The following is a 265-nucleotide window of genomic DNA, read 5'->3' on the forward strand; positions in this document are numbered from 1 at the left end:
CGAAGCCGCCGAACCGCCCGAGGACTTCGGTCAAATCGCCCTCACCGTCACCGAGGCCCGCCGCCTGTTCCAACTATTCACCGCTCTACTGCGGGACCTGCCCACCGCCGTCGCCACCCGCCGGATGGCCTTCCACCTGCAATGGTCCACCTGGCGACGCCACCACCAGGCCCGCTCCCGCTGGCACCACTACAAGCGCCGCCTGGCCACCCATACCTGACCCCGCGCCTCGACCACCCGTCAGATCACGAAGAGCGACTGGAGT

1 pseudogene is annotated in these 265 nt (G+C 68.7%); it reads left to right on the forward strand.

Going from position 1 to position 265, the window contains the following annotated elements:
- A pseudogene (locus AC13HU_RS38370) lies at positions 1–220 on the forward strand (hypothetical protein); the annotation flags it as partial.
- Positions 221–265: the final 45 nt, after the last annotated feature.

This window comes from Streptomyces sp. NH27 (genome assembly GCF_056859195.1).